Origin of the sequence: Ralstonia sp. 24A2 (assembly GCF_051783885.1) — a bacterium.
In the GTDB taxonomy this organism is placed as follows: Bacteria; Pseudomonadota; Gammaproteobacteria; order Burkholderiales; family Burkholderiaceae; genus Ralstonia.
This window is the reverse complement of sequence record NZ_JBPVZD010000002.1, coordinates 1559968-1581421: the sequence shown is the minus strand read 5'-3', so window position 1 is coordinate 1581421 and position 21454 is coordinate 1559968. Positions and strand designations below refer to the sequence as shown.

The window sequence follows — 21454 nt, the reverse complement described above, 5'->3', positions numbered from 1 at the left end:
TGAAGTGGGGTTAGGCGACTTGTTCGCAGGCTTGGCGGATGTCGGCGGCGAAGGCTTCCACCGTCTCGGGCTGCACATCCCACGAGCACATCAGACGGCAGCCGCCCGCACCGATGAACGTGTAGAACTTCCAGCCACGCGCACGCAGTGCTTCGATGGCGGGTACGGGCAGTTCGGCAAACACGGCGTTCGATTCGGTCGGGAACATGATGCGCACGCCGGGCACATCGACGATGCGCGAGTGCAGCAGTTGCGCCATCGCGTTGCCGTGGCGGGCGTTGCGCAGCCACACGTCGTTCTCCAGCAGACCCAGCCACGGTGCGGAGATGAACCGCATCTTCGACGCCAGTTGCCCCGCCTGCTTGACGCGATACGCAAAATCTTCCGCCAGGCGGCGATCAAAGAAGACGACCGCCTCGCCCACCGGCAAGCCGTTCTTCGTGCCGCCGAAGCACAGCACATCCACACCCGCGCGCCAGGTGATTTCCGACGGATGCACACCGAGCGACGCCACCGCATTGGCAAAGCGCGCGCCGTCCATGTGCACGCGCAACTGGCGGCGCTTGGCGATCGCCGCAATCGCGCGTACTTCGTCCACCGTGTAGACCGTGCCCACCTCGGTCGACTGCGTGAGCGAGACGACCTTGGGCTTCGGGTAATGGATGTCGGAGCGGCGCGTGACCAGCGCTTCCACCGCGTCGGGCGTGAGCTTGCCGTTCTCGCCCTTGGCGGTCAGCAGCTTGGAGCCGTTGGAGAAGAACTCGGGGCCGCCGCACTCGTCCGTCTCGATATGCGCCAGCTCGTGGCAGATGACCGAGTGATACGACTGGCACAGCGATGACAGCGCCAGCGAATTCGCAGCCGTGCCGTTGAAGACGAAGAAGACTTCGCAGTCGGTCTCGAACAGGTCACGAATGCGATCGCACACGCGCTGCGTCCAGGAATCATCGCCATAGGCGGGCTCGTGGCCGCTGCCGTTGGCTTCCAGGAAGTACTTCAGCGATTCCGGGCAGAAGCCCGCGTAGTTGTCGGAGGCGAAGTGCTGCATGGGGCGGGCCGGCGAGTGATGTGGAGGAGGACGTTACTTCTGTTCGGACCAGAGCACGCCACCAGTCGCCCAGTTCTCGCGCTTGACGTCGTTGATGATGATGTCGACGGCGCCCGGTGCACAGCCCAGGGTTTCGCAGGTGACGCGCGTCACTTCCTCGACGAGCTTCTTCTTCTGCTCAACGGTGCGGCCTTCAAACATCTCGATATGGAAAGTCGGCATGGTGTTCCTTGGTGAGTCATTGGTGAGCCGCTTGGTTAGGCTCGATATGAACGGTCAATTTTATCCAGTTTGCGCAACAGGGCCGGCCACTCCATCACGCCTTCGATGGCGCCGCCATCTTCGAGCTGTTCGGCAGCGCGGTCGGCCACCTGCGGCGCGGGCGAGACGACCTCGCCACCGGTCAGCGCCTGGATCTGGATCTCGCACGCCTTGATGAGCGTGGCCATCAGCACGTGGGCCTCCGCCACGGTACGGCCGATGGTGAGCGTGCCGTGGTTGCGCAGCAGCATGGCGAATTGCTGGCCGAGGGACGCAGTCAGGCGCGTGCCCTCTTCCGGCGTGAAGGCGAGGCCTTCGTAGTCGTGATACGCGATACGTTTGTGGAAGCGCAGCGCATGCTGCGACAGCGGCAGCAGCCCGTGCTTATGCGCCGACACGGCAATGCCCGCCGTGTTGTGCAGGTGGATGACGCAATGCGCATCGGGCCGCGCGGCGTGCACGGCCGCATGCAGCGCAAAACCCGTCACGTTCACGGACGGCCGCTTGGCGGCATCGGGCCAATCGCCGACGAGCTGGCCAGCGCGGTTGATCTTCACCAGATTGGATGCGGTGATCTCGTCGAACGCGAGGCCGAAGGCGTTGATGAGGAAGTGATCCGGCTCGCCAGGAACGGTGGCCGACAGGTGGGTGTAGATCAGGTCATCCCAGCCGTTGAGCGCAGCCAGCCGATAGGCGGCGGCCAGGTCAACACGTACGGTGCGCTCGGCTTCGCTGATCTCGCCGCCAGGTGCAACGGCACCGGGGCGCAGGGCAAAAGACATGGGGCTCCTCCAATGGAGGAGGCATTCTAGAACGTGCGCGCAAATCGCGTGGCGACCTGCGCTACATGCTGTCCATCACGCACGTACGGGCGAGAGAGGAGAAGCGCGCTTGACCACGATGAAGATCATCACGCCCACCACCAGCGACACCGCCGCCACCGCCAGCGATGCACTGAAGCCACCCGTGGCGGCAAACAACCGATTCGCCAGCGGCGGCCCGACGATCTGGCCGATACCGTAGGCGGCCGTCATCAGCCCCATCAGCCGTGGCGCAGCATGCGGCCACAGGCGACGCGCCTCGCGCATGGCAAACAGCGTGATCGCTGTGAATGGCAGGCCAAGCAGTGTGCTGGACAGCGCCAGCCCCGCCACCGTGGGCCAGACGATGCTGACCGCCACGGCAACCGCCTGCATGGCATACGCCGTGGCAAGCAGCGAACGGTTGTCGCGCGCCAGGCTGATCCGTGTGGAGAGGAACGCGCCCAGTGCCACACCCGCGCCGAACATGGGCCAGAACAGATCGGGCCAGATGGAACCGGCTGGCAGCACCTTGCGCGCGATCACCGGCAGGAAGGTGGCGGTGATGATGTAGCCGAAACCGGCCAGACCGTAGGCAAGCGTAATGGCGGTGGTGGGCGCATCAAGGCCCGGTGCGGCGCCGGCTGCAGCCGCTGCGGGCGCCGCATGCGGACGCGTTTCCGGTCGGATGGTCGACCACACTGCCGCGGTGAGCAGCGCCGACAACACGCCAAATGCAATCCATGCCGACGTTGCATGCCACCCCAGTGCCACCATGCCGCTGGCCGCCAGACCGGGAATGGCGATGCCCAGGCCCGGCCCGCAGAAGATGATGCCGCCCAGCGCCGCGTGCCCCAGTTCCGTCAGCTTGTGCAGGCACCAGCCTGCGGTGAACACGAACACCAGTGCGCTCGCCATGCCGGCCGCAAAGCGCAGCCCAAGCCACGCCGGCTGGCCTTGCAGCACGCCCATCCCTGCGGTGAGCAGCACCGTGGCGATCAGGCCGACGCGGATCAGCCGCGCCGCATCGCCTCGCACCGCCATGCAAGCCAGCGCGCCCAGGAAATAGCCCAGGTAGTTGCCCGTTGCCAGCCAACTCCCCTGCGTGAGCGTGACGCTGCCGTCATGCAGCATCATCGGCAGGATCGGCGTGAAAGCGAAACGTCCGATGCCCATCGCCACCGACAGCGCAACCATGCCCGCAATCGCCACGCGCCAAGCTGTGCCGCGCGTGTCATGTGCGACGGACATTGAGGATGAAGTGGTAGACGAGGACGACAGCGCGGATTGCATGGTGATACCCGGACGGGGGAGATCGGTACCTCATCGTACGCAACGCGGTGCATTCTTAAAAATGAATTATATTGAACAAATCTATTAGCGTTTGAGATGCATCATGGATCTGGCCTCGCTTGAAATCTTCCGGACCGTTGTGCGCGAAGGCGGCGTCACACGGGCAGCCCAGCAACTGCACCGCGTGCAGTCGAACGTGACCACGCGCGTCCGCCAGTTGGAAACGTCCCTGGGCGTGCAATTGTTTGTGCGCGAGGGCAAGCGCATGGTGCTCACGCCTGCCGGCCAGACGCTGTTGACCTATGCGGACGACATCCTCCGCCTGGCCGCCGAAGCCCGGCAGGCCGTGCAGCCGCGCGAGCCGCATGGCCGCCTGCGCATTGCCTCGATGGAAAGCACGGCCGCCAGCCGCCTGCCCGGCCTGCTCGCCACGCTGCACCAGCGCTGGCCGCGCGTGCAGCTGGAGCTGGTCACCATGCCCACGCGCCAGTCGATCCAGGCGCTGTCGAACTTTGAAGTCGATTGCGCCTTCGTTGCGGAAACCGCCTGCCTGACCAACACGCGCGCCGCGCTCACGACACTGCCTGCCTTTACCGAAGAGCTGGTGCTGATCGCCCACCGCGCGCATCCGCCAATCCGCCGCGCTGCCGATGTGCAGACCCCTGCCCTGCTCGCCTTTGAGTCCGGCTGTGCCTATCGGCAGTTGATCGAAGACTGGTTTGAGGCCGACGGTGTGGTGCCGTCACGCGTGCTGGAGCTGGGGTCGTATCACGCCATCATCGCGTGCGCGGCAGCAGGGATTGGCGTGGCGCTGGTACCGCGCTCGGTGCTGGAGCTGTATACGAACGCGCCGGACATCAGCATCCACGCACTCAACAAACCCGGCCGCGTCGACACGATCCTGGCGTGGCATCGCGACATGGCGGGGCCAGCGCTGCAGGCACTGGTGCAGGTGCTGAGCGAGCCGCATGCCACGGCAAACGCATTGGCCACGACCGCCGCCGGTGAAGCCATCGCCGCCTAAACTGGATAGACAGACCCTGCCGCCGGTCTAACAACAAAGGCGGTCACCAACGGAGGCTGTCATGCGACGGTCGTCTCGTGCAGCACAGTGCATGGCATGGATGGCGGGCGTGCTGACCGCCGCGTGGAGCTGCCTCGCGCTGGCATCGGCGCCGGTCGTGATACTGCCGCTCACGGGTGCCATCGGGCCGGCTAGCGCGGCTTATGTCGTGCACGGGCTGGAAGACGCGCGCAAGCAAGGCGCACAGCTCGTGGTGCTGCAGATGGATACGCCGGGCGGGCTGGATGCGTCGATGCGGCAGATCATCCAGGCCATCCTCGCCTCTCCGGTGCCGGTGGCAGGTTATGTTGCGCCGGGTGGTGCGCGCGCGGCCAGTGCCGGTACCTACATCCTCTACGCCTGCCATATCGCCGCGATGGCGCCGGCCACCAACCTGGGGGCAGCGTCGCCGGTGGCGATCGGCGTTGGTGGGCACGCGCCGTCCGGTCCCTCACCCAACCCCACGAACCCAACGGCCAACCCGGCCAGCGCGCCTGCAGCCCCTACCGGCCCAGCCACCACGTCGAGCAACGAAGACACCCTCGCCCGCAAGCAGATGCACGATGCGGCGGCGTACATCCGGGGCCTGGCACAACTGCGCGGCCGCAACGCCGAATGGGGCGAACGCGCTGTCCGCGAAGCCGTGAGCCTGGACGCATCCGAAGCCGCAAACCAGCGCGTGATTGATCTGATCGCCAGCGATGTGCCCGACCTGCTCAAGCAGGTGGATGGCCGTGCGCTGCGCACCGCCACCGGCCCCGTCACGCTGCGCACCGCAGGCGCCCAGACCGTGACGCTGGAGCCGGGCTGGCGCAACCACTTCCTCGCCGTGATCACCGACCCGAGCCTCGCGCTGTTGCTGCTGACGGTGGGCGTGTATGCGCTGATCTTCGAGTTCTCGACACCGGGCATGGTGGTGCCGGGCATCCTGGGGGCGATGTGCATTCTGGTGGCGCTGTATGGGCTGCAGATGCTGCCGATCAACTACGCGGGGCTGGCGTTGATCTCGCTCGGCCTCGGCTGCATGGTGGCCGAGGCGTTCCTGCCGACGTTTGGGGCGTTGGGCGTGGGGGGCATCGTCGCGTTCATCCTGGGCGCGGTGATGTTGATCGATACGCAGACACCAGGCTTTGGCGTGCCGCTGCCGTTGATCGTGTCGATGGCCTTCGTGAGCCTGACGGTGATCCTGCTCCTCTCCAGCATGGCGGTACGCGCGCGCCGGCGGCCGACAGTGGCCGGCGGCGACACGATCATCGGCATGACGGGCGAATTGCTGGAACTCGATCCGACCGACCCCAACGACCCCGCAGCAGGCTGGGCGCAGGTTCATGGCGAACGCTGGCGTGTGCATTGCACAGGCCGTCTGACACGGGGTGACCGTGTACGCGTGACGGCGCGACATGGGCTCACGCTCGACGTCGTGCCTGCGGGTTAGCCATCCTCAGGAGAAGAAAAATGCTCTATGGATTCTTCAGCGCAGGCGGCCTGATCTTTCTGGCCGTGCTGCTGATCATTTCGTCGTTTCGCGTGCTGCGCGAGTACGAGCGCGGCGTGGTGTTTCTGCTGGGCCGCTTCTGGCGTGTGAAGGGGCCGGGGCTGGTGCTGATTGTGCCGGCCATCCAACAGATGGTGCGCGTGGACCTGCGCACCGTGGTAATGGACGTACCGCCGCAGGATGTAATCTCGCACGACAACGTGTCGGTCAAAGTCAACGCGGTGGTGTACTTCCGGGTGGTCGATCCGGAGCGCGCGATCATCCAGGTGGCCAACTTTCTGGAGGCAACCAGCCAGCTTGCACAGACCACGCTGCGGGCCATTCTCGGCAAGCACGAACTGGATGAAATGCTGGCCGAGCGTGAGAAGCTCAACCTCGATATCCAGAAGGTGCTTGATATCCAGACCGACCCGTGGGGCATCAAGATCGCCAACGTGGAGATCAAGCATGTGGACCTGAATGAATCGATGATTCGCGCGATTGCCCGCCAGGCTGAGGCCGAGCGCGAGCGGCGGGCCAAGGTCATTCATGCTGAGGGGGAATTGCAGGCTTCGGAAAAACTGCTGGAGGCGGCGCGCATGCTGGCGCAGCAGCCTGAGGCCATCCAGCTGCGGTATCTGCAGACGCTTACGCAGATTGCTGGTGACAAGAGTTCGACGATCGTGTTTCCGTTGCCGATGGAGATATTGGGGGCGGTAAAGAAGGCCTAACGCTTAAGTTGCACCTCCATTGATTGAGTCTGGTGGTGCATCCCTTGTTTCATCCCCTGCCGGGGCTGACTCACTTTCTTTGTCTTGCCAAAGAAAGTAAGCAAAGAAAGGCGCGCCCGATGCGGCGACTTCCCCTTGAATTTATGTGACCGTGCGGGGAAGGAGGCAAACTCGCTGCGCTCAGACAAGCCTCCTTCCTTTTTCCGCCCGCTCACAGAAATTCAAGGCGCCGCATAGGGCAGGTACGGCCAAACCATCTGGACGCAAATGTTGGTGCCATTGACAGGCACTCGACTCATTTTCCGCCCGCTACTGCCCAATCAATCGCCGCATCAAACAGCTTGCGCCCCGTGGGCGTCAAGTTCGGGAAGGTTTCATTGTCCAGGAAGAAGAACACGCGGCGTGCCGGGGCGAGCGTTTCGTAGTCCATCGTCGCGCCTTTCTCGTAGCCGAAGATCACGGCCTTGTTCGGATCACCGGCCACGCTGGCGATGATGTTGGCACCCAGGCCCGGCTTGCCCCAGCCCATCGGCGCGTCCTTGGCATAGCCCACAGCCACACCGGCCGGCACGCCACCTGAGAGCGGATGCGGCGCGTTGACCATCCACAGGTAGTGTTCCTTCTCGACCGCGCCGAAGTCGGTGCCGAGGCGCTTGCCGGTCATGGCCAGGTCGTCGAGCAGGTCGTTCTCCCACGTCATGAGCGGTACAGGCACGTTGCGATACGCGCCCAGCAGATCGCGCGAGCGCACGGTGGACGACAGCACGACGAGGTCGAAATCCTTGGCGCGCTCTGCCGGCTGGTACTGGTCGTACAGCGTGACGGCGTAACCGCGCGATTCGAGATGCGCGACGATCTGCCTGTCGATCGGCAGGCTCTTGCCCTGCATGCGCACGACCATCAGGACGGTCTTACCCGCTGTCTTTCCAGACTCGGGCAACGTGTCAGCCCCAGCCGGTTGCGAGAAAGCGAATGCCATCCAGGCGATGGCGCAGAAACGAAGCAGCGATTGCATGCGTTGCACTCCAGAAAACATCATCACAGGTCGATCTTCATGCCGAGCTTGAACAGGCGCGGCGCGCCCATCGACAGGCGGTTGTTGCCCGCACCGCCCCAGTAGCGCTTGTCGGTCAAGTTGTCGACGTTGAACTGCAGCGTGGTGCGCTTGCCCGAGATGCGCGTGACGTAGCGCACGCCTGCGCTGAACAGCGTGGTGCCACCCAGCTCGGCCTGATTGGCATCGTTCACGGGGCGCGGGCCGAGGTAGTACGCACCGGCGTTGAATGACACGGAGCGCAGCATCGGCAGTGTGTATTCCGCAAACACGCTGGCGGTGCTGCGCGGCGTGTTCTCTGGCGTGTTGCCGTTCAGGCCGTTGCCGACACCGCGGAACTTGGCGTCCGTCCAACCGGCGGAGGCCAGCAGCGACAGGTCTTTCGTGACGCGGCCTTGCGCGGTCAGCTCGACACCACGGATGCGCTCGCGCCCGTCCTGCACGAAGAGGTTTGCGTCGTTGGTGTAGCTGGCGGCACGGTCGATGTCGTACACCGCGGCAGCGAGTTGCGTACCGGCGGGCGTTTCATAGCGCACGCCCACTTCCTTCTGCTCGGATAGGGCTGGCGGCATCGCCACGTTGGCATTGGCAGCCGTGTTCGGCGCGCGTGCCCCGGCCTCCAAGCCTTGCGCGTACGAGGCATACGCCGACAGCGTGGGCGTGAACTTGTAGATGACCGCACCCAGCGGCGTGGTCTTGCTGGCCTCGTAGCGGTTGGGCGCCTGCTCACTGGTGTAGCGCGTGTAGCGCAGGCCGGCAATCACCTGCCAGTGCTCCGACAGCGTCATGCGGTCCATCGCATAGATGCCCGTGTCGACGGCGCGCTGTTCGGCGGTAAAGCTGTTGCCGGTGGTCGGCAGCCAACCGAGGTCGATCGGGTTGTAGAGGTTCTGCGCGCCGGAGAAACGATCGGAATACACGGCCGCCTGACGCATGTCGGAACGCGCCACGCCAAAGGTCAGATCGTGCGTGATCCAGCCCGTCTTCTCGGTACCAGAGATATCAGCGCGGAGATGGCTGGTGTTCCAGCGGCCGTTCTGGCGATTGCCGGAGATGGTGCCTGCGCCCGTCACCGGGTTGGTGATCCGGAACTCATTGAACGCCCGCGAGCGTGCCGTTTCCGACATGCCACCCTCCACCGTCAGCAACCACGCATCGGTGAGCGCGTAGTCGGCGCGCAGCAGTGCGTTGGTGTTGTTGCCGTCAAAGTCGGCCCAGCCCGGCGCGATGCGCTTGGTCGGGTCCGGCATGGCCGGCAGCGTGATGACGCCGTTCTTGGCGGCCGGCAAGGTCACCACCGCTTGCTCGGTGATGACCTTGCGTGAATATTCCACGTCCGCCTTCAGGCTCAAGCGGCTGTTGACCTTCCAGTCGAAGGCCACGGCCCCGAGCTGGCGCGTGCCATCGATGCCGTTGGTGGGCGATTGCAGCGAGCCGCCGGCTGCGTTGAAGCGGATGCCGTACTGGTTGTCTTCACCAAAGCGGCGGCCGACATCCAGCGTGCTGACGATCGAGCCGTTGCTGTCGAACTGCACGCCCAGCGTGGTGACCGGCGTGTTGCCCGCGCGCTTGGTGACGAGGTTCACGACGCCGCCCGGCGTGGTGTAGCCGTAGTACAGCGCCGATACGCCCTTGAGCACCTCCACGCGCTCCTTGTCTTCCAGCGGGATGGCCGTGAGCGCCGCAATCGGCATCGAGCCGTTGAAGCGGAAGTTGGTGCGGTTCTCCATCGTCACACCGCGGATGGCGAGGTTGTCGAAAGTCTCGCCGGAGAGCTGCTGGCGCGTCACGCTTGCCGTGTTGCGCAGCGCATCGAACAACGACGTGTCCTGCTGCGCGTCGAGCGCCTCGCGCGTAACGACGTTCACCGTAGCCGGGATGTCGCGCAACGCCATCCCCCGGAATGCGCCCACCTCCGCCGTGCTGGCCGCAAAGCCGCGTTGGCTGCGCGCGGTGACGGTGGTTTCGTCCAGGTCCACCTTGGCGTGATTGCCGGCGGGTTGGGTGTCGTCGGCACGCGCCAACGTGGCGGTGAGCAAGGCAGCAAGAGGAATGGCGGCAAGCGCGCACGGCAGTGCGCGGGCCGAAAGACGGCGGGTCATCGCAGGCAAGGTCGATCAGGATTGGCAAAACCGGACGCGCCCGGAGGGAGCGCTGGAGGATGAAAAAACGCGCCGCAACAACAAACGCGGCGCGTCGATCCGTTGGCTTGCAGGTGAAAACCCGCTGGCTCGCCCGGCAGAAGCGATGGCCAGCGATCAGGCGAGGTGCCCGCTGCCGCCCATCAAATGAGAATGATTCGCATTATATATTTTGAAATGTGATGTAAGCAACCATTAATTCGGCACCCCCTCCTTCCACTGTGGCCAGTGGTTGACGATGTCGTCCAGCAACGGCTTGGCCGCATTGACGAGGTTGTGCGTGGCCGGCACGAAACCGCCCTGCTGCGCGTAGTTGATCAGGCCATCCGTTGCAGTCTGGCCGTCGTAAGGGCGATCGAAGTCCGAGCCCGAACGCAGCAACGCCACGCGGCTGAAATCGACCTTGCCCGCACGGGCGCCGCGCGTGAGCACCTCCAGCGTGGCGTTGTCTTCCTGCGCGGTGGTGCAGTAGGTGCCCTTGTTGTCCGTCATCGTCTTCACCCAGTCACGTGCGCGCTGGCCCAGATTGCGGCCAGCCCACCAGGTATCGGCGGAAGCCACATCGCATTGGATGACCGATGGCGGCTGATTGGCCGGCGCAAACGCGTAGTTCTTGCGGAAGGCGATGGCCTCGGGGCTATCTTCCAACGTGGCGGACTTGGACAGCGTGTACGCCCGCTGCAGCAGCGCCTCGTTCAGCTGGAACACCTCGGTGCGGTAATCCAGCGGCGGCTTCTGGCCGGGGCTCTTGGTACCGATGCCGAAGTAGCCGTATGACCAGCCGGCAGGCATCTCGCGCGCGTCGATCTCGTGCGACAGACCGTAGTCCACCGCATAGTGCGCCCACGCCGCCGAGCCCACCGTGCCCTGCCCCGGATCGATGCCTGCAATGCCGGCGATCACGAAGTAGGTGTGTGTCAGGTCCAGCTTGCTGCGATAGAGCAGCGCCGAAATGGTCGACGCCGCATTCGCGTAACCCATGCCGGTGGTGACCTGGCAAATGCCGTCGTAGTTGCACAGCATGTTGGGCGCATCGGGCGACAGGCCGGAGATGTACACCTTCTCCTTCAGGTCATAGCGGTCGATAAAGGGCTGGGCTTCGCCCTGGAACATATTGATGACGATGACCTTGACGCCGTCGTATGCACAGCTGTTCAAGGTCAGCGCTGCCGCGCCCACGGCGAGCAACTTGGTGATGGAGCGCATGGGAGTCTTATATCGGGAATCGATCATGGCGAGGGCACTCCGTGTTTCCACACGCTCCAGCGCGTGACGATCTCGTTGACCAGCGGGCCGCCCGCCAGGTAGAGGTTGTTGAGCGACGGCACAAACCCGCCCGAGTTGCTGTTGACCAGCGAGTCATACGGCGTCTGCCCCGGATACGGCCGGTCGAAGTTGGACGCGGTACGCAGAACGGCCACGCGTTGCAGATCGAGCAGGCCCGCCTTAGACCCACGCGTGAGCGCTTCGAACGTGGCGTTGTCTTCCTGCTGCGTGGTGCAGTAGGTGCCCTGCCCATCGGTCAGCAGCTTGACCCACGCGGCTTCGCGCTCGCCCATCTTGGCGCCATGCCAGTACGTGTTGCCGGCGGCGGTGTCGCATTGCACGACTGACGGCGGCTGGTTGGCCGGTGCGCTGGGGTAATTGGCGCGATACGCGCGGGCGGTGGCATTGTCGTCAAGCGCCGCACCCTTGGAAAGCGCCAGCGCCTTCTGCAGCAGCGCCTCGTTCACGCGGAAGACTTCGGTCTTGTAGTCCAGCGGCGGCTTCTGCCCTGGACCCTGCGTGTTGATGCCGATGAAGCCGCTGGGCCAGCTGGCGGGCACCTCGCGGGCATCGATCTCCCAGGCGATGTCGCTGTCGACCAGGAAGCGCGCCCACGCGGCACTACCCAGCGTGCCTTGCGACGGATCGATCCCGGCAATGCCCGCCACCAGGAAGTACGTGCGCTGCAGGTCAAATTTGCCGCTGTAGATCAGCGCCGACACCGACGACGCGGCATTCGCCTTGCCCATGCCGGTGGTGAGCTGGCAAACGTCGTTGGCGTTGCAATGCACGCTCGGATAGTCGATCGACAGGCCCGGCACGGGCACATCCTGGGTCAGGCCCAGCTTGTCGATCCACGGCTGCGCCTCCGGCGCGAACATGCTGATGATCAGCACCTTGACCTTGCGCGCATGCGATTCCGGCGCGAGTTGCGCAACCGGCTGGGTCGATGCGCCAATGCCTGCGGCCACCAGCACGCCGGCTGCGACCGCCCGCAGCAATCGTTTGCTGCGCCGCGCAGCCAATGGCGCTGGCGGCACGGCGTCGACCTTGTCAGATAAGACGCTCATGGTTCTCCTCGGATTTTGGGTAAGGGGTACGACGGGGCACTGCGGGGGACAACGGGCTCGGCCAATGCAATTTGCCTGCCAGGCAGCCGGCAACCCGCAGCGTTTGACCGGTATAGGCGATGGCACGGCCTGTCTCCAGCATTGGGGCATCGCCCAACTTGTCCACATCACGTAGACAAGACGCCAGCCCTGTGCCGGATGCCCAAAAAAGCGCATCCGGTCAGCTTTCCACCTCGGCGGAAATCGGTTGCTCAGATTCCGGCGCTGTCGCTCAGGGTCTCCGTAAGACGGGCGTGATGTACTCCACGCCGCCCCAGCACACCTTGCCGGGCGCCTTGTTTGTCTCGCATAAGCCGATCGGCCGGGTTCTCCGGACCGCATCCGGCAAACTGGAAACTCTTTCGTCATGCTGGAACCGACACGCCCTGGACGGCGGAGCGTCAACACGCCCGCCGCGACCGCTCACGCGCGTGACATCACTTCGAACACCGCCGCGCTGCCCCCCGGCGCGGTCATGGCATCTGCGGCACAAGCCTGGCCGTGGCAGGCGGTGCGCAAATGGCGCACGTGGATCTTCGCCGTGCTCATCGCCTGTGCCTACCTGCTGCCGGGCACACTCGGCCACGACCCCTGGAAACAGGATGAGACCTACACGTTCGGCATCATCCAGCACATGCTGGAGACCGGCGACCTGATCGTGCCGACCAGCGCCGGACAACCGTTCGTTGAGAAACCGCCGCTGTATGCGTGGGTTGCCAGCAGCCTCGCCTGGCTGCTGGGGGATGTCCTGCCCCCGCACGACGCGGCGCGGCTCGCGAGCGCACTGTTTGCCAGTCTGGCGCTCGCCTTCACCGTACGTCTGGCACGCGCTGCCACCAACGCGCCTTCGTGGGCAGACCTGCGCGTGCTCTGCACACTGGCGCTCTGCGCGGGCTCGCTGATCGTGGTCAAGCACACGCACGACATGATCACCGACGTGGCCTTGCTGGCCGGCACCGCCATCGGCTTCTGCGGGCTGTTCGAATGTGTGCAGGCAACCGTGCAGCCCGCGGCACACAGGCGCAGCTCGGCATGGTTGCTCGGCCTCGGCATGGGGATGGCGCTGCTGGCAAAAGGCGTGTTCATCCCGCTGGTGTTTTGCATCACGCTTGCCGGGGCCTGGAGTCTGTTTCCGGCCTGTCGCAGCCGCACGTCCCTGCGTCAGCTCGGCACCGCGGCGCTGGTGTTTCTGCCCTTCGCCACGATCTGGCCGAGGCTGTTCTACCTGCGCGCCCCCGATCTGTTTTACGTCTGGTTCTGGGACAACAACATCGGGCGCTTCCTGGGCTTTTCCGTGCCAGTGCTGGGTGCGGAAAACGACGACCCGTTCTACGTCTTGCACTCGCTGCTGACCATTGGCTTTCCGGCAGGCCCGCTTGCGCTGATCGCACTGGCCTGCGGTGCGTGGCGCGAGTGGCGGACGCCGCGCGTGGCCCTGCCGCTGATCTTCGCGGGCGTCGGGCTACTGGCGCTGCACGTCTCTGCGACAGCTCGACCGCTTTACCTGCTGCCCTTCATGGTGCCGCTGGCACTGCTCGGCCAGCAGGCGATCGCGCGGCTGCCGATGCGCCTGCATGCTGCGTGGGACTACCTCAGCCGCGCGCTGTTCGGCAGCATTGTGCTGCTGGCCTGGCTGCTATGGGCGGTGATGACGAAAGACACCTCACGCGCGGGCCTGCGCTGGCTCGACCGCTGGTTGCCTGTCGACTGGACGATGCCCATCGAGCCCTGGCTGGTGGGCGCCGCACTGGTGCTCACGGTGGGATGGCTGCGTCTGCTGCCGCACCTGCGGCGGGCTGGGGCATGGCGCGGGGCGTTGTCCTGGGCCGCCGGTGCCCTGGTGGGCTGGGGATTGGTCGCCACCTTGCTGCTGCCGTGGCTGGATGAAGCGAAGAGCTACCGCTCGGTGTTCGACAGCCTCAGCAGCAAACTGGCCCCCGCGTGGCGCGAAGACGATTGCATGGCCAGCCTGCATCTGGGTGAATCCGAAGCGCCGATGCTGCATTACTTCACCGGCATCCTGCACCGTCCGCTGGCACAGTCATCGAACCACACCTGCCGATGGCTGATCATCCAGGACAGCCACACGAACACACGAACACCGGGCCGCGAATGGATACCGTTCTGGACCGGCGCCCGCCCCGGTGACAGGAGTGAGCGGCTACGTGTCTTCCTGCTGGTGCCCCCAGTCCTGCGCGCCGCCGTCCACCTGCCCCGCTGACCGGCCGGAAAACAAAACGGCGCGCGCCCCGTTGCCGGGAACGCGCGCCATTCAGCGCATCAGGTTGGAGGCGTTACATCACACCTTCTGCTGCACCCATGCGACCACACCGGCCAGCGCCTGCGGCAGGTTGTCCGGCTCGGTACCACCGGCCTGCGCCATGTCCGGGCGGCCACCGCCCTTGCCGCCGACTTGCTGGGCGACAAAGTTGACCAGCTCGCCGGCCTTGACCTTGGCCGTCGCATCTGCCGTCACACCCGCAATCAGCGCGACCTTGCCGTCGCTCACGCTGCCCAGCACGATGGCGGCGGTCTGCAGCTTGTCCTTGAGCTTGTCCATGGTCTCGCGCAGCGTCTTGGCGTCGGCGCCGTCGAGCTTGGCGGCCAGCACCTTGATGCCAGCCACGTCCACGGCCTGGCTCACCAGTTCGTCGCCCTGGCTTGCGGCCAGCTTCGACTTCAGGCGCTCCAGTTCCTTCTCCAGCGTCTTGACCTGGTCCTGCACCTGGCCGATACGCTGCGTCAGTTCCGACGGCTGTGCGCGCAGTGCGGCAGCCGCTTCGTTGATGCGCGTGTCGAGCGTCTGCAGGTAGTGCAGCACGTTGTCGCCGGTGATGGCTTCCACACGGCGGATGCCGGCTGCCACGCCCGATTCGCCCACGATCTTGAACAGGCCAATGTCACCGGTGCGGGCCACATGGGTGCCGCCGCACAGTTCCTTCGACGTGCCGATCGACAGCACGCGCACTTCGTCGCCGTACTTCTCGCCGAACAGCGCCATGGCACCGTTCTTGACGGCATCGTCAAAGCCCATGATCTGGGCGGCGGTCGGGGCGTTGGCGAAAATTTCTGCATTGACGCGTGCTTCCACTTCGCGGATCTGCAGCGGCGTCATCGGTGCGTTGTGCGAGAAGTCGAAGCGCGTCTTGTCGGCATCGACCAGCGAGCCCTTCTGCTGCACGTGGCCGCCCAGCACTTCGCGCAGGGCCTTGTGCATCAGGTGGGTAGCCGAGTGGTTGCGCATGGTACGCGCGCGGCGCACAGCGTCCACTTCCGCCGCCACGGCATCGCCGACCTTCAGCACGCCGGTGCGCAGCTCGCCGTGGTGGCCGAAGACTTCCGGCTGCACCTTGAGCGTATCGGCCACGTCAAACCAGACAGTGGCGGCCTTGAGCGTGCCCTGGTCGCCAACCTGACCGCCGGATTCGGCATAGAACGGCGTGTGGTCGAGCACCACCACGCCGGTCTGGCCCGGGTGCATTTCCTGCACGGATGCGCCATCGACGAACAACGCCGTCACACGCGCGGTTTCGCGCACGAGCTGGTCGTAGCCGTGGAAGGTGGTCTTGTCGCCGGTGTAGTCGAGCGTGCCGGCAGCCAGCTTGAACTTGCCAGCGGCGCGTGCCTGCTCGCGCTGGCGGTTCATGGCGGCGTCGAAGGCCGCTTCGTCGACGATCACGTCGTTCTCGCGGCAGACGTCTTGCGTCAGGTCCAGCGGGAAACCGTAGGTGTCATGCAGCTTGAAGGCGAGTTCACCGTCGAGCATCTTGCTGCCCGAGGTCTTCAGCTCGCCCAGCGCGCCGTCGAGAATCGACATGCCGTGCTCGATGGTTTCGAAGAAGCGTGCTTCTTCCGTGCGCAGCACTTCGACCACGCGGTCGCGCGCTTCGCGCAGCTCCGGATAGGCCTCGCCCATCTGCGCAACAAGGTCGTCCACCAGCTTGTGGAAGAACGCGGCGCGGCAGCCGAGTTTGTAACCGTGGCGGATGGCGCGGCGGATGATCCGGCGCAGCACGTAGCCGCGGCCTTCATTGCCCGGGATCACGCCATCAACGATCAGGAACGAGCATGCGCGGATATGGTCGGCAATCACGCGCAGCGAGTTGTTCGACAGATCCTTGGTGTTGGTCTCACGCGAAGCCGCCGCGATGAGCGCCTGGAACAGGTCGATCTCGTAGTTGCTGTGCACGTGCTGCAGGATGGCAGCCAGGCGCTCCATGCCCATGCCGGTGTCGACGCAGGGTGCGGGCAGCGGGGTCAGCGTGTATTCGCCGGTGGCCGGATCGAGCTGGCGGTCGAACTGCATGAACACGTTGTTCCAGATCTCGATGTAGCGGTCACCGTCGGCTTCCGGGCTTCCCGGGGGGCCGCCCCAGATGTCCGGGCCGTGGTCGTAGAAGATTTCCGAGCACGGGCCGCACGGGCCGGTCTCGGCCATTTGCCAGAAGTTGTCGGACGCGTACGGTGCGCCCTTGTTGTCACCGATGCGCACGACGCGCTCGGGCGGCAAGCCGATCACCTTGGTCCAGATGTCGTAGGCCTCGTCGTCGTTGTGATAGACCGTGGCCCACAGCTTGTCTGCCGGCAGCTTGTATTCCTGTGTCAGCAGCTCCCACGCCCACACGAGTGCGTCGCGCTTGAAGTAGTCGCCGAACGACCAGTTGCCAAGCATTTCGAAGAACGTGTGGTGGCGCGCGGTGTAGCCGACGTTCTCCAGATCGTTGTGCTTGCCGCCGGCGCGCAGGCAACGCTGCACGGAGGCCGCACGCACGTACGGGCGCTTGTCGGTACCGAGGAAGACGTCCTTGAACTGCACCATGCCGGAGTTGGTGAACAGCAGCGTCGGGTCATTGCCCGGCACCAGCGGCGAGGAGCGCACCACGGTGTGGTTCTTCGACTCGAAGAACGTCAGGAATTTTTGGCGGATATCGGAGGCTTTCATGTCGCGGGGTGCCGGAGTCAGCATTGCGCCGGGGAGCGATGGCTCCTGAGCGCCTTGGATTAGTGCAAACCGTTGATTATACGAGGTTCGCGCCCCATTCGCGCCCATTCATCGCATGGAGCTGGGGGGACCCGGGAGCGTGGTGTAGAGTGCACCCGTTCCAATCGTGTCGATTCGTCAATCCATGGGCGCTCTCAGCCATCTCCGTGTTCTTGACCTGACCCGCGTGCTTGCCGGCCCCTGGTGCGCGCAAAACCTCGCCGATTTCGGTGCCGACGTCATCAAGGTGGAACGCCCCGGCGCCGGCGACGACACCCGCACCTGGGGCCCGCCCTGGCTGCAGGACGAAGCCGGCCAGGACACCGCCGAGGCCGCGTACTACCTCGCTGCCAACCGCAACAAGCGCTCCATCACCGTCGATATCAGCACGCCCGAGGGGCAGGACATCGTCCGCAAGCTCGCCGCGCATGCCGATGTGGTGCTGGAGAACTACAAGGTCGGCCAGTTGAAGAAATACGGGCTCGACTATGAGTCGCTCAAGGCCATCAAGCCGGACCTGATCTACTGCTCCATCACCGGCTTCGGCCAGACCGGCCCCTACGCCGCGCGCGCCGGCTACGACTTCATCGTGCAGGGCATGGGCGGCTTCATGAGCCTGACCGGCGAGCGCGACGACCTGCCCGGCGGCGGCCCGCAGAAGGCCGGCGTGGCCATCTCGGACCTGATGACCGGCATGTACTCCACGGTCGCCGTGCTGGCTGCGCTGGCACACCGGGACCGCACCGGCGAGGGCCAGTACATCGACATGGCGCTGCTCGACGTGCAGGTCGCCATGCTGGCCAACATGAACACCAACTACCTGGCCAGCGGCCAGGCACCCAAGCGCTGGGGCAACGCGCACCCGAACATCGTGCCGTACCAGACCTTCCAGGCGTCCAACGGGTGGATCATCGTCGCGGTGGGCAACGATGGGCAGTTCCGCCGCTTTGTCGATGCCGGCGGCATGCCCGAACTGGCCGACGACCCGCGCTTTGCCACCAACCCGCAGCGCGTGGCCAACCGTGATGTGCTGGTGCCGATCCTGGCCGAGATGGTCAAGCGTTTCCGCAAAGGCGAGTGGATCGACAAGCTCGAAGCCGCTGGCGTGCCCTGCGGCCCGATCAACGATCTCCACGAGGTGTTCGACAATGAGCAGGTGCAGGCCCGCGGTCTGCGCGTCGACCTGCCCCACCCGAGCGCGGGCACCGTCAAGCTGGTCGGCAGCCCGGTCAAGATGAGCGCCACACCGCCCAAGGCGACAAGCCACCCGCCGCTGCTGGGGGAGCACACCGAGACCGTGCTGCGCGACGTGCTCGACCTGAGCGCCGAGCAGATCACGGCACTGCGCACGCGCGGCGTGATCTGACGCCCGCGCCAACCCGAATCAACCGTTTCCCCCACCCTGACGAGGTCACCATGTGGCTTGATGCGTTGCTGGCTTACCTGCATTACATCTCGATCTTCACGATGATCGTCTTCCTCACCGCCGAGGCCGTGGTGCTGCGCCCGGCCATGACGCCGGAGATCCGCCAGCGCCTGGCACGCTATGACGCCGTGTTCGGTTTTGCCGCGCTGGCGGTGCTGATAACGGGGCTGCTGCGTGTGTTCTATGGTGCCAAGGGCTACGCGTTCTACGTCCACAATCCGGTGTTCCACGTCAAGGTGGGGTTGTTCATCCTGGTGGGACTGCTGTCGATCAAGCCCACCATCACCATCCTGCGCTGGAACAAGCAGGGCAAGACACTGCCCGACTTCGTGCCGACGCCCTCGGAGATTGCGACGACGCGCCGCTGGGTCATGATCGAATCGCACCTGATCATCTTCATTCCGCTGGCGGCCGTGCTGATGGCACGCGGCATCGGCATGTAATGCGTACCGGGCTGCGACAGCGTTGCGCGGCCCGTGCTCTCCCGCCATCCACGGCTAGGGCAAACCCGAAATCCTTTGCCTGTGCGCCGTGCCAGGCTGCTGCGCGGCCTGTATCCCCTCTGCAAGGTGCTTGAAAGCCGCTCTGCTTAGCGTGCACACTTGGTCGCCGCTTTGGCCACCACCCGGCCACCCGCAGAGCGCGGCGTTGCATGCCGACAAGAGGAGACCCATCTTGCAGAACGATCCACAGAGCCGCCCGGTGATCCGCAGTCACCAGGACTTTGCGTCGGGCGTCATGTTCATCGTTGCTGGTGTGGCATTCGCCATCCTGGCGCGCGGCTATCGTATGGGCACGACCAGCAGCATGGGGCCCGGCTACTTCCCGTTCTGGCTCGGCATCGTGCTGGCGGCGCTGGGCGTGGTGGTGTTGGCGCAATCACTGTCGCGCAAGGGTGTGGCAGACCGCATCCCACGCTGGGACATCAAAACGCTGCTGTGGATTCTTGGCTCGGTGGTGCTGTTCGGCCTGCTGCTGCAACCGCTGGGGCTGGTGTTTTCCGTAGTGGCGCTGGTCATGATCTCCAGCCTGGCCAGCCACGAGTTCGGCTGGCGGGGCGCCATCGCCACTGCAATCGTCATGGTGGTCATCGGCTGGGGCACCTTCGTCTGGTTGTTGAATCTGCAACTCGCGATGTGGCCTGCCTTCGTTTCCTGAGGAGCCCCCGGTATGGATCTCTTTGCCAACCTTGCACTCGGCTTCTCAACCGCGCTTTCGCTTCAGAACCTCATCTATGCGCTGATCGGATGCACCTTCGGCACGTTGATTGGCGTGCTGCCAGGCATTGGCCCCATCGCGACCATCGCGATGCTCCTGCCGACGACGTACAGCCTACCGCCGGTTGCCGCGCTCATCATGCTTGCCGGCATTTACTACGGCGCGCAGTACGGCGGGTCTACCACGGCTATCCTCGTCAATCTCCCCGGTGAATCGTCTTCTGTGGTCACGACAATCGATGGCTATCAAATGGCGCGTCGCGGGCGGGCCGGGGTAGCTCTTGCAACAGCGGGCATCGGTTCCTTCTTCGCAGGCTGCGTTGCCACCGTGATCCTGGCCGCGTTTGCCAAACCCTTGTCGGAGATCGCGTTCCATTTTGGGGCCGCAGAGTATTTTTCCCTGATGGTCTTGGGCCTGGTGGGCGCAGTCGTGCTGGCCTCCGGATCGCTGCCCAAGGCGCTGGCCATGATCGTTCTCGGCATGCTGCTTGGTCTGGTCGGCACAGACGTCAGCTCAGGCGTGGCGCGCTATGCGTTTGATGTTCCGGAGCTGGCGGACGGGCTGAACTTTGTGTCCGTCGCCATGGGCCTGTTCGGCTTTGCCGAGATCATCGTCAACCTTGAACAGAAGGGGCACCGCGAAACGTTCGTCAATCACGTGCGCAACCTCTGGCCCAACCGCGAGGACTTCAAGCGCATGATTCCTGCCGTGCTGCGCGGTACGGCGCTGGGCTCGGCACTCGGCATCCTGCCCGGCGGCGGCGCGACGCTGGCCTCGTTCGCGTCGTACTCGCTGGAGAAGAAGGCGTCGAAGTACTCGCACGAGTTCGGCAAGGGCGCCATCGAGGGCGTGGCCGGCCCGGAGTCGGCCAACAATGCAGCGGCACAAACATCGTTCATTCCGCTGCTCACGCTAGGCATTCCACCCAACGCGGTGATGGCGCTGATGGTGAGCGCGATGACCATTCACAACATCCAGCCAGGCCCGCAGGTGATGACCAGCAACCCCGCGCTGTTCTGGGGCCTGATCGCCTCGATGTGGATTGGCAACCTGATGCTGATCGTGCTGAATCTGCCGATGATCGGCGTGTGGGTGCGCCTACTGAAGGTGCCCTACCGCTTCCTGTATCCGGCCATCCTGGTGTTCTGCTGCATCGGCGTGTATTCGGTATCGAACACCACATTCGACGTGTTCCAAACGGCGGTCTTCGGGCTGCTCGGCTATCTGTTCGTGAAACTGCGCTGCGAACCGGCACCGATGCTGCTCGGCTTTGTACTGGGGCCGATGATGGAAGAGAACTTCCGCCGTGCGCTGCAACTCTCGCGTGGTGACTTCTCCACCTTCGTCACACGGCCGCTGTCGCTGGGGCTGCTGATCGCGGCGGTCGTGCTCGTGCTGCTGGTGGCACTGCCCGCTATCCGCCGCAAACGCGAGGAAGCGTTTCAAGAGGAGTAGCGGCGTTGCTGCATCGCATCCTAAAGAACCGGAGGCTCGCCCTCCGGTTTTTGTTTGCGCACGCGGCAGCGCAGCATTAGAGCCAATCTTCCAATTCGGTTGACGCTGGAATGCGCACTTCGGATAACGGAGGG

17 protein-coding genes are annotated in these 21454 nt (G+C 64.9%); 8 read left to right on the top strand and 9 right to left on the bottom strand.

The window, feature by feature from the left end:
• Positions 1 to 10: 10 nt before the first annotated feature.
• The 4 genes from ACS13N_RS12335 to ACS13N_RS12320 all read right to left on the bottom strand — a co-directional run bounded on the left by ACS13N_RS12335 (position 11) and on the right by ACS13N_RS12320 (position 3360).
• Entirely contained in the window at positions 11 to 1048 is a 1038-nt protein-coding gene (locus ACS13N_RS12335) for a threonine aldolase family protein (protein ID WP_438931922.1), read from the bottom strand.
• Positions 1049 to 1081: 33 nt separating this feature from the next.
• Positions 1082 to 1270, bottom strand: coding sequence for a 4-oxalocrotonate tautomerase (locus ACS13N_RS12330; RefSeq protein WP_199028596.1), 189 nt, complete (start codon positions 1268 to 1270; stop codon positions 1082 to 1084).
• Positions 1271 to 1305: 35 nt separating this feature from the next.
• Positions 1306 to 2091, bottom strand: a complete 786-nt coding sequence (locus tag ACS13N_RS12325; protein WP_438931921.1) for a class II aldolase/adducin family protein — start codon at positions 2089 to 2091, stop codon at positions 1306 to 1308.
• A gap of 75 nt (positions 2092 to 2166) precedes the next feature.
• Complete coding sequence (locus ACS13N_RS12320; RefSeq protein WP_438931920.1) at positions 2167 to 3360, bottom strand: YbfB/YjiJ family MFS transporter; 1194 nt, start codon at positions 3358 to 3360, stop codon at positions 2167 to 2169.
• A 145-nt stretch (positions 3361 to 3505) separates the two neighbouring features.
• Here ACS13N_RS12320 and ACS13N_RS12315 point away from each other — a divergent pair, with 145 nt between their 5' ends.
• The 3 genes from ACS13N_RS12315 to ACS13N_RS12305 all read left to right on the top strand — a co-directional run bounded on the left by ACS13N_RS12315 (position 3506) and on the right by ACS13N_RS12305 (position 6670).
• Complete coding sequence (locus ACS13N_RS12315; protein WP_438931919.1) at positions 3506 to 4426, top strand: LysR family transcriptional regulator; 921 nt, start codon at positions 3506 to 3508, stop codon at positions 4424 to 4426.
• 61 nt (positions 4427 to 4487) lie between these two features.
• Positions 4488 to 5900, top strand: a complete 1413-nt coding sequence (locus tag ACS13N_RS12310; protein ID WP_438931918.1) for an NfeD family protein — start codon at positions 4488 to 4490, stop codon at positions 5898 to 5900.
• A 20-nt stretch (positions 5901 to 5920) separates the two neighbouring features.
• Positions 5921 to 6670, top strand: coding sequence for a slipin family protein (locus ACS13N_RS12305; protein WP_438931917.1), 750 nt, complete (start codon positions 5921 to 5923; stop codon positions 6668 to 6670).
• 295 nt (positions 6671 to 6965) lie between these two features.
• Here ACS13N_RS12305 and ACS13N_RS12300 read toward each other — a convergent pair whose 3' ends face one another.
• The 4 genes from ACS13N_RS12300 to ACS13N_RS12285 all read right to left on the bottom strand — a co-directional run bounded on the left by ACS13N_RS12300 (position 6966) and on the right by ACS13N_RS12285 (position 12201).
• A complete protein-coding gene (locus tag ACS13N_RS12300; protein WP_438931916.1) occupies positions 6966 to 7685 on the bottom strand; it encodes a hypothetical protein in 720 nt (239 codons plus the stop codon).
• A 23-nt stretch (positions 7686 to 7708) separates the two neighbouring features.
• Positions 7709 to 9826 (bottom strand): TonB-dependent siderophore receptor, encoded by a 2118-nt coding sequence (locus ACS13N_RS12295; protein ID WP_438931915.1) that lies wholly within the window; start codon positions 9824 to 9826, stop codon positions 7709 to 7711.
• A 234-nt stretch (positions 9827 to 10060) separates the two neighbouring features.
• Positions 10061 to 11098 (bottom strand): purine-nucleoside phosphorylase, encoded by a 1038-nt coding sequence (locus ACS13N_RS12290; RefSeq protein WP_438931914.1) that lies wholly within the window; start codon positions 11096 to 11098, stop codon positions 10061 to 10063.
• Entirely contained in the window at positions 11095 to 12201 is a 1107-nt protein-coding gene (locus ACS13N_RS12285) for a purine-nucleoside phosphorylase (protein WP_438931913.1), read from the bottom strand. The genes ACS13N_RS12290 and ACS13N_RS12285 overlap by 4 nt, the downstream gene beginning before the upstream one ends.
• A 406-nt stretch (positions 12202 to 12607) precedes the next feature.
• On the opposite strand from ACS13N_RS12285, the gene ACS13N_RS12280 reads away from it, so the two are divergent.
• Positions 12608 to 14461, top strand: coding sequence for an ArnT family glycosyltransferase (locus ACS13N_RS12280; RefSeq protein ID WP_438931912.1), 1854 nt, complete (start codon positions 12608 to 12610; stop codon positions 14459 to 14461).
• 78 nt (positions 14462 to 14539) lie between these two features.
• Here ACS13N_RS12280 and alaS read toward each other — a convergent pair whose 3' ends face one another.
• Positions 14540 to 17182, bottom strand: a complete 2643-nt coding sequence (alaS, locus tag ACS13N_RS12275) for an alanine--tRNA ligase (protein WP_438931911.1) — start codon at positions 17180 to 17182, stop codon at positions 14540 to 14542.
• Positions 17183 to 17366: 184 nt separating this feature from the next.
• On the opposite strand from alaS, the gene ACS13N_RS12270 reads away from it, so the two are divergent.
• The 4 genes from ACS13N_RS12270 (at position 17367) to ACS13N_RS12255 (ending at position 21320) form a co-directional block, all read left to right on the top strand.
• Positions 17367 to 18587, top strand: coding sequence for a CaiB/BaiF CoA transferase family protein (locus tag ACS13N_RS12270; protein WP_438931910.1), 1221 nt, complete (start codon positions 17367 to 17369; stop codon positions 18585 to 18587).
• 50 nt (positions 18588 to 18637) lie between these two features.
• Positions 18638 to 19090, top strand: a complete 453-nt coding sequence (locus ACS13N_RS12265) for a DUF2214 family protein (protein WP_438931909.1) — start codon at positions 18638 to 18640, stop codon at positions 19088 to 19090.
• 295 nt (positions 19091 to 19385) lie between these two features.
• On the top strand, positions 19386 to 19805 hold the full coding sequence (locus ACS13N_RS12260) for a tripartite tricarboxylate transporter TctB family protein (protein WP_438932845.1): 420 nt from the start codon (positions 19386 to 19388) through the stop codon (positions 19803 to 19805).
• Between the two features lie 12 nt (positions 19806 to 19817).
• A complete protein-coding gene (locus ACS13N_RS12255) occupies positions 19818 to 21320 on the top strand; it encodes a tripartite tricarboxylate transporter permease (RefSeq protein ID WP_438931908.1) in 1503 nt (500 codons plus the stop codon).
• Positions 21321 to 21454 lie beyond the last annotated feature (134 nt).

What these genes read in the sequence shown, in the direction of transcription:
- ACS13N_RS12270 (WP_438931910.1), top strand. Translation starts at nt 17,367, where the DNA reads ATGGGCGCTCTCAGCCATCTCCGTGTTCTTGACCTGACCCGCGTGCTT.
- ACS13N_RS12265 (WP_438931909.1), top strand. Translation starts at nt 18,638, where the DNA reads ATGTGGCTTGATGCGTTGCTGGCTTACCTGCATTACATCTCGATCTTC.
- ACS13N_RS12310 (WP_438931918.1), top strand. Translation starts at nt 4,488, where the DNA reads ATGCGACGGTCGTCTCGTGCAGCACAGTGCATGGCATGGATGGCGGGC.
- ACS13N_RS12260 (WP_438932845.1), top strand. Translation starts at nt 19,386, where the DNA reads ATGTTCATCGTTGCTGGTGTGGCATTCGCCATCCTGGCGCGCGGCTAT.
- ACS13N_RS12305 (WP_438931917.1), top strand. Translation starts at nt 5,921, where the DNA reads ATGCTCTATGGATTCTTCAGCGCAGGCGGCCTGATCTTTCTGGCCGTG.
- ACS13N_RS12300 (WP_438931916.1), bottom strand. Translation starts at nt 7,685, where the DNA reads ATGCAATCGCTGCTTCGTTTCTGCGCCATCGCCTGGATGGCATTCGCT.
- alaS (WP_438931911.1), bottom strand. Translation starts at nt 17,182, where the DNA reads ATGAAAGCCTCCGATATCCGCCAAAAATTCCTGACGTTCTTCGAGTCG.
- ACS13N_RS12315 (WP_438931919.1), top strand. Translation starts at nt 3,506, where the DNA reads ATGGATCTGGCCTCGCTTGAAATCTTCCGGACCGTTGTGCGCGAAGGC.
- ACS13N_RS12330 (WP_199028596.1), bottom strand. Translation starts at nt 1,270, where the DNA reads ATGCCGACTTTCCATATCGAGATGTTTGAAGGCCGCACCGTTGAGCAG.
- ACS13N_RS12335 (WP_438931922.1), bottom strand. Translation starts at nt 1,048, where the DNA reads ATGCAGCACTTCGCCTCCGACAACTACGCGGGCTTCTGCCCGGAATCG.
- ACS13N_RS12290 (WP_438931914.1), bottom strand. Translation starts at nt 11,098, where the DNA reads ATGATCGATTCCCGATATAAGACTCCCATGCGCTCCATCACCAAGTTG.
- ACS13N_RS12295 (WP_438931915.1), bottom strand. Translation starts at nt 9,826, where the DNA reads ATGACCCGCCGTCTTTCGGCCCGCGCACTGCCGTGCGCGCTTGCCGCC.
- ACS13N_RS12325 (WP_438931921.1), bottom strand. Translation starts at nt 2,091, where the DNA reads ATGTCTTTTGCCCTGCGCCCCGGTGCCGTTGCACCTGGCGGCGAGATC.
- ACS13N_RS12280 (WP_438931912.1), top strand. Translation starts at nt 12,608, where the DNA reads ATGCTGGAACCGACACGCCCTGGACGGCGGAGCGTCAACACGCCCGCC.
- ACS13N_RS12320 (WP_438931920.1), bottom strand. Translation starts at nt 3,360, where the DNA reads ATGTCCGTCGCACATGACACGCGCGGCACAGCTTGGCGCGTGGCGATT.
- ACS13N_RS12255 (WP_438931908.1), top strand. Translation starts at nt 19,818, where the DNA reads ATGGATCTCTTTGCCAACCTTGCACTCGGCTTCTCAACCGCGCTTTCG.
- ACS13N_RS12285 (WP_438931913.1), bottom strand. Translation starts at nt 12,201, where the DNA reads ATGAGCGTCTTATCTGACAAGGTCGACGCCGTGCCGCCAGCGCCATTG.